Source organism: Phormidium pseudopriestleyi FRX01, from assembly GCF_017313335.1.
Lineage (GTDB): Bacteria > Cyanobacteriota > Cyanobacteriia > Cyanobacteriales > Laspinemataceae > Laspinema > Laspinema pseudopriestleyi.
The window spans coordinates 1-7,733 of the sequence record NZ_JAFLQW010000624.1 but is presented as its reverse complement, the minus strand read 5'-3'; the positions used below and the strand labels follow the sequence as shown (position 1 = coordinate 7,733).

The following is a 7,733-nucleotide window of genomic DNA, read 5'->3' as shown; positions in this document are numbered from 1 at the left end:
TGCTAAGGGGAGGGGACCGGAGTAGCCCGCGCAGGCTTGAGAAGAACCCCACCCTAACCCTCCCCTTGCTAAGGGGAGGGGACCGGAGTAGCCCTCCCCTTAGCAAGGGTTGGGTGGGGTCTCCGGGAGCCCTCCCCTTAGCAAGGGTTGGGTGGGGTCTCCGGAGCCCTCCCCTTAGCAAGGGTTGGGTGGGGTCTCCGGCAACCCTAGGCTGTTGTCACCTCACCGACAGCAGCATCCCCATTGTGAGTTTCAACCTGACGGGAGGCGAGATATTCATACATCTGCCAACGGGTGTCGATGTCGTTTTGTGCTTCCCCCAATAACCGCTTGGCATCAACGGGTTTGGTTTTGGTCAACATCTTGAATCGGTTCTCGTTGTACATGGAATATTCCACCCCTTTCTTGGGCGATCGCATATCCAACTGGAGAGGATTCTTGCCTTGTTCCAGCAAATCTGGATTATAGCGATAGAGTAACCACCGTCCCGCTTCTACCATGTCTTTCTGGTGATTCATGGCAGTCATCATGTTGATGCCGTGGGCGATACAGTGAGAATAGGCGATAATTAAGGACGGCCCGTTGTATGCTTCGGCTTCTAGGAAGACTTTCAGAGTATGTTCGTCTTTGGCCCCCATCGCGACGCTGGCGACATATACATTCCCGTAAGTCATGGCAATTAAGCCGAGGTCTTTCTTGGCAGCGGGTTTGCCACCGGCGGCGAATTTGGCAACCGCACCCCGTGGGGTGGCTTTGGAGGCTTGTCCTCCGGTGTTGGAGTAGACTTCCGTATCCAGAACAAGGATATTGACGTTTCGTCCGGAGGCGATGACATGATCTAAGCCCCCGTAGCCGATGTCATACGCCCAACCGTCACCGCCGATAATCCACACATCTTTTTTGACGAGGTAATCGGCTAGACTGGCGAGTTGTTGGGCATCTGGGGAGTTCAATCCTTGTAATTTTTCTTTGAGGGCTGCCACGCGATCGCGTTGTTCCCAGATGTCCGCTTCGTTTTTCTGAGTGGCAGTGAGAATGCCGGTAACCAGGTTGTCCCCTATCTCACTACTGAGTTTTTGGAGTAATTCCGTGGCGAATTGGGCTTGTTTATCGATGGAAACCCGGAATCCGAGGCCGAATTCGGCGTTGTCTTCAAATAGGGAGTTGGACCATGCAGGTCCCCGTCCTTCGGCATTTTGCGCCCAAGGGGTGGTGGGGAGGTTGCCGCCATAGATGGAGGAACAGCCGGTGGCGTTGGCGATGACGCTGCGATCGCCAAACAGTTGGGAGACTAACTTCAGATAAGGGGTTTCGCCACATCCGGCACAAGCCCCAGAAAACTCGAACAAGGGTTCTTGGAGTTGTTGCTGACGAATGCGATCGAGGTGCAATGTGCGGCGATCGGGGTTGGGTAAGTTCATGAAGAAATCCCAGTTTTCCCGTTCGGGTTCCCGGAGGGGAATTTGCGGTTCCATGTTAATCGCTTTCAGGGATGGCATGGATTTATTCTTGGCGGGACAGACTTCGACGCAGATGCCGCAACCGGTACAGTCTTCTGGGGAGACTTGAATGGTAAACTGAGTTCCGGCAAAGTCTTTATCTTTAGTATCGGTTGCCTTGAAGGTAGAAGGTGCATTGGCTAAGGCTGCCGGTTCGTAAACTTTACCTCGGATAACGGCATGGGGACAAACCATGATACATTTGCCGCATTGGACGCAAACATCTGGGTCCCAAACGGGGATTTCGGTGGCAATATTCCGTTTTTCCCATTTAGAAGTTCCGGTGGGATAAGTGCCATCACAAGGTAAGGCACTCACGGGCAAAACGTCCCCTTCTTTCACCAACATTTTGCCTTCCACTTCGCGGATAAAAGCGGGGGCTAAATCAGGAACAGCCGGTTGTTTGTGGATGGGACTGGTGGGTTGTCCGAGGGGAACTTCAAAGAGGTTCGCCAGGGTATTATCCACGGCTTGCAGGTTCATGCGGACGATTTCTTTGCCTTTTTTGCCGTATGTTTTCTCGATCGCCTTTTTGATTTGGGCGATCGCTTCTTCCCGAGGCAACACTCCAGATAGGGCGAAGAAACAAACCTGCATGACGGTGTTAATTCGTCCACCCATGCCACTGTCGCGAGCAACTTTTGTGGCATCAATGGTATAGACTTTTAAGCCTTTGCGGACGATTTTTTCTTGAGTTTCTAGGGGGAGTTGATTCCAGACTTCCTCATGGGGATACGGGCTATTTAAGAGGAAGATTGCACCGGGGGCGGCTGCACTTAAAACGTCTAATTTTTCTAGAAAAATCCACTGGTGACAGCCGACAAAGTTGGCTTGATCAATCAAGTAGGTGGAACGAATTGGTTCGGGTCCAAATCGCAAGTGCGAAATGGTAATTGCCCCGGATTTTTTGGAGTCATAGACAAAGTAGCCTTGGGCGTAATTGTCCGTTTCTTCCCCAATAATTTTAATGGAGTTTTTGTTCGCCCCGACGGTTCCATCAGAACCCAATCCGTAGAACATCGCCCGGACTACGCTATCGGGTTCCGTGGAGAAGTTGGGATCGTAATCGAGGGAAGTGTGAGTGACATCATCATTGATGCCGATGGTGAAGTGATTTTTGGGTTTAGCTTGGCTAAGATTATCAAAAATGGCTTTCACCATTGCCGGGGTAAATTCCTTGGAAGATAAGCCATAGCGTCCTCCTACCAGTTTCGGTAAGCGATCGCCCGCCCATTCTTCATGCATCGCGGTGACGACATCTAGGTACAATGGGTCACCCCCGGCCCCGGGTTCTTTTGTGCGATCTAATACAGCGATCGCCTTGACGGTTTCTGGGATAGCAGCCACAAACCGCTTCATATCCAAGGGACGATACAATCGCACTTTCAAAACGCCGACTTTTTCCCCTTGGGCGTTGAGGTAATCTACGGTTTCATGGACGGTTTCGCAACCGGAACCCATTAAAACAATCAGGCGACTGGGGTCCGGTGCACCGTGATACTCGAATAGTTGATACTTGCGTCCGGTGAGTTCCCCAAACTGGTCCATTGCCTGCTGTACGATGTCGGAACAGTCGGTATAGAAGGGATTGACCGTTTCTCGGGCTTGGAAATAGACATCGGGGTTTTGGGCAGTTCCTCGTAAGACAGGGCGATCGGGAGTTAAGGCGCGATCGCGATGGGCGAAGACTCCGGCATCATCAATCAGCGATCGCAGGTCCTCCTCTTCTAGTAGTTCTATCTTCTGGATTTCGTGAGAAGTGCGGAACCCATCAAAGAAGTGAATGAAGGGGATGCGGGATTTCAGGGTTGCTGATTGAGAAATTAAGGCAAAATCATGGGCTTCCTGGACCGATGCGGAACATAACAGGGCAAATCCGGTACTACGGACTGCCATCACATCACTATGATCCCCGAAAATGGAAAGGGCCTGGGCTGCCAGCGATCTGGCGGCAACGTGAATCACTGCACAAGTCAGTTCCCCGGCTATTTTGTAGAGATTGGGGATCATTAATAGTAATCCCTGGGACGCGGTAAAGGTGGTCGTCAGGGAACCCGTTTGCAAGGCACCATGTACCGTCCCCGCAGCCCCCGCCTCACTTTGCATTTCCACCACCGAGGGAATCGTCCCCCAGAGGTTCGGACGCCCTTCTGACATCCAAGCATCCGCCCATTCTCCCATCGGTGAAGCGGGAGTAATCGGATAAATGGCAATGACTTCATTTAATTTGTAAGCGACGCGGGCAACTGCCTCGTTGGCGTCTATGGTAGCAAATGTTCTCGTACTCATATTTTTAACCTTTGTGGAGCAATTTTCTAGTTTTTATGCGCCCAAGTGCCAGATTAACCCTTGGATAAATCTCGGGAATCAGGTGGAAATGTTTTGCTAATCAAGCCAGTTAGTGAATTTCAGCTTTCTCCTTATCTTCTCAGCAATTTTTCAGTAGGTTTCCCCTGGATAGGTCCAGTTTAACAACCTTTTATTTGTTTAATTCTTCTGACCCATAGGTTTTTTGTTTTTGCAACTGTTTTGTTTCTTAACTCAGTTTTAACCTGCATTAAGAAAGGCCATTGCTTTTTTCCTCATTTTTATTATAACATCCTACAAGCTGATATTTTTGATATTTTTTTGAAGAATTTTCCCCTCGGTTTCAACTCCAGGGAATTCCCATCATGAGGCTGGGCATGGTCTTGGGAAATGTTGAATTTTTATTAAGATTTTAGCGAAAATTTTGTGACGTATGGTATATTGTTTCAACGAAGGAGTTGGGCTATAAATTCACAAAAAAAATCCCGAACCCAGTCAGGGTATCGGGTTGTTCACAACCTCTATTCACGAGATTTAGGTTGAGACTTCTTGGATTTGTTTAAAATAATCTAAAGTTTCTTCTGCTTCATCCTCATCAATGATACTCAATGCAAAACCCACATGAACGATCGCATAGTCTCCCACTTGCGCTTCGGGAACGTAGGCAAGATTGACAGTTTTGACCACGCCGCCAAAACTGACTCTGCCCAATCGCAACAACGGTTCGTCATTTTCATTAATACTGATAATTTGGCCCGGTACTGCTAAACACATTCTAAATTACTCCTGAGTCAGATTTCTATACGCTGCCACCACTTGTCCGAGGGCAATCCCCCCATCATTGGGAGGAATTCGTTGATGCCAGTAGGGGCGGAACCCTTCTGATTTTAACCGACTAATCCCCCGTTCGGTTAAATAGGCATTTTGAAAACAACCCCCCGTCATGACAATTCGTTCTTCCCCCACAAATTGGGCAATGGAGAGGATGACTTCAACCAAGGTATTATGAAATTTAGCCGAAATTATCCCCATCGGGACGCGATCGCCTACATCGGTTAAAATTGCTAAAATTGTCGGTTCCCAATCAGCGATTGCCACCCCGTTCCCTGTCTGAATGGGTGAGGGATAATAGTCCTGAGTTATCCAACCTTCTAGGGCAAATTCCAAAGCGATCGCCGCTTGTCCTTCAAAACTAATCGGGGATTTCAACCCGGCGATCGCTGCCACCCCATCAAACAACCGTCCCACACTAGAAGTAACTGGCGTATTAATCTGTTTCTCCAACATCGATCGCAACAGAGTCAACTCCAACGGTGTAAACATCCCCAGAATATGCTGATAATTTTCAGTCATCCCCTGAGTAAACAGACGACTCCCCCACACCTCATATAACAACCCCAACGCCACCCGGCGAGGTTCCTTCACCGCCTTGTCCCCCCCCAACAGCGGAAAAGTGCGAAAATGGGCCACCCGGTCCCAGGATGTGGGAGAAACCCGGAGAAACTCACCTCCCCAAATCGTCCCATCCAACCCATATCCCGTCCCATCCCATGCCACCCCGAGGACCGTTTCCTCTAACAATTGATTTTCTGCCATACAAGCGAGAACATGGGCATAATGATGCTGAACTGCTATCTCCGGCAACCCCAATTCCTCGGCAAATCGGGTTGAACGATAGTCTGGATGGGCATCTCGGGCCACCCATTGCGGTTTTGTCTCATACAGTTGCTGTAAACTGGCAATCGCTTCCTGAAATGCTTGAAATGCTTGGGGGGTTTCTAAATCTCCGATATGCTGACTCACAAAAATTTGGGGGAATACCCCAAGGGCGATCGCACTCTTCAAATGAGCACCTACTGCTAAAATTGGCGGGTGAGACGAGGGAGAATCTGGGGTAACCTTCAGGGAAATCGGCAAAGGCGCATACCCTCGGGCCCGTCTCATCACCATTTCTCGCCCTGCCACCACCCTCACAACCGAGTCATCCACTGCCCGAACAATGGGGCGATTATGGATGAGAAACCCATCGGCAATGTCTTTGAGGCGATCGCCCGCTTCCCATTCATCGATACAAATCGGTTCATCGGCTAAATTTCCACTTGTGGCAACAACCGGTTTACCCAACCCTGCCAACAGTAGATGATGTAATGGAGTATAAGGTAACATCACCCCTAAATACGGATTATCCGGGGCCACTTCCGGGGCGATACCTCTTGCTGCGTCAGGCAGACGACGTAATAACACAATCGGACATTCCGGCGATCGCAACAATCTCTCCTCAATCGCCGTTACCTGACACTCTTGGCGAACTTGTTCCAATGAGGGATACATCACCGCAAAGGGTTTTTCTTCCCGATGCTTACAACGACGCAGACGACGGACTGCTGCTGAGTTGCCCGCATCCACCATCAGGTGAAATCCACCTAATCCCTTAACCGCCAAAATTTGACCGCGATTCACCTTAGAAATGGCATCCATTAAAGCGCGATCGCCCGTTGCCAACATCTCACCCCACCCTTTCCAAAATTCCAACTGAGGACCACAGTTAGGACAAGCATTCGGTTGGGCATGAAACCGGCGATTTAAAGGATTTTCATATTCCGCCTGACAGTCGGGACACATTTGAAATTCCTGCATCGAAGTATTTGCGCGATCGTAAGGTAATCCCCGAATAATCGTATAGCGAGGACCGCAGTTAGTGCAATTAGTAAACGGATAGCGATAGCGACGATTTTGGGAGTCAAAAATCTCCTGCAAACAATCAAGACAAGTCGCAATATCCGGCAACACCACCGCCGTTTTTTCCCCCGCCACACTGGGACGAATTTCAAACTCAGTAAACCCAACAGGTTCTAACCAAGTAGATTCCAGGGATTGAATAAATGAAATAGCGGGTTTTTCCCGTTCCAATCGCAGCAAAAAAGTGTCTAATTGTTCCTGAGTTCCTTCCACTTCGATAAACACCCCTTGGGCAGAATTATTCACCCATCCCTTCAGTTGTAGTTCCGCCGCAATTCGATAAATAAACGGACGAAATCCCACTCCTTGTACCGCCCCCCGAACTGTAATAGAGAGGCGAGTTAAGTTAGACATAAAAATAAGAGGTTTTAATAATAAATTCATAAATCCTCCCCAGTTCGTAGTAACGCCTTCAGGCGTTTCCCAGTTCGTAGTAACGCCTTCAATAGTTACTACGAACATCAGAAAAATCATGAAACTGTACTGACTGGCGACTTTTTCAACTGCTGTTCTAAATATCCATACCACTCACTCATCCCTTGTCCCTTCCGCGAAGAGACTTCAAAAATAAGCGCTTGCGGGGCTATTTTTCTAATATTGGACAACGCTTTCTCTCGGTCAAACTCCACCGCTTCCGCAAGGTCGATTTTACTAACAATCACCACTTGCGCTGATTTAAACATGGTGGGATATTTCAACGGTTTATCTTCCCCTTCCGTCACCGACAATAACACGACTCGCAAATCTTCCCCTAAATCATAAGCAGCAGGACAGACTAAATTTCCCACATTTTCAATTACCAATAAATCTAAGGCATCTAAATTAAGCTGTTGGGCCGCTTTCAACACCATATCCGATTCCAAATGGCAGACGGTTCCTGTGGTAATTTGGACCGCTGATGCCCCACTATTCTTGAGGCGAATGGCATCGTTGTCGGTTTCTAAGTCTCCGACAATGATGCCGGTGGAAATGCGATTGCCAATATCCTGAACCATCCGTTCTAAGAAGGCAGTTTTTCCAGAACCGGGAGAGGAAAGGACATTCAAAACTAGCAAATTTTTTGCCATAAAATAGCCGCGATTTCGTTCGGCAAGGCGGTCATTTTTCGCTAAGACTGCTTGTCCAACGGCCAGGGTTTGATGGGGTTCATCATGATGACTGTGAGTATGGCCATTTTCATGACTGTGA

The 7,733-nt window shown here is 48.9% G+C and carries 4 protein-coding genes; all 4 read right to left on the bottom strand.

The window, feature by feature from the left end; genetic code table 11:
• Nucleotides 1–206: 206 nt before the first annotated feature.
• Nucleotides 207–3,788: a pyruvate:ferredoxin (flavodoxin) oxidoreductase gene (gene nifJ / locus J0895_RS23710; protein ID WP_207090452.1), complete on the bottom strand. Its 3,582-nt coding sequence runs from the start codon at nucleotides 3,786–3,788 to the stop codon at nucleotides 207–209.
• Between the two features lie 552 nt (nucleotides 3,789–4,340).
• Nucleotides 4,341–4,580 (bottom strand): HypC/HybG/HupF family hydrogenase formation chaperone, encoded by a 240-nt coding sequence (locus tag J0895_RS23705; protein WP_207090451.1) that lies wholly within the window; start codon nucleotides 4,578–4,580, stop codon nucleotides 4,341–4,343.
• 6 nt (nucleotides 4,581–4,586) lie between these two features.
• Nucleotides 4,587–6,899: a carbamoyltransferase HypF gene (gene hypF, locus J0895_RS23700; protein WP_242541548.1), complete on the bottom strand. Its 2,313-nt coding sequence runs from the start codon at nucleotides 6,897–6,899 to the stop codon at nucleotides 4,587–4,589.
• Between the two features lie 116 nt (nucleotides 6,900–7,015).
• A partial coding sequence (gene hypB / locus J0895_RS23695; RefSeq protein ID WP_207090449.1) for a hydrogenase nickel incorporation protein HypB occupies nucleotides 7,016–7,733 on the bottom strand: 718 nt, incomplete at its 5' end.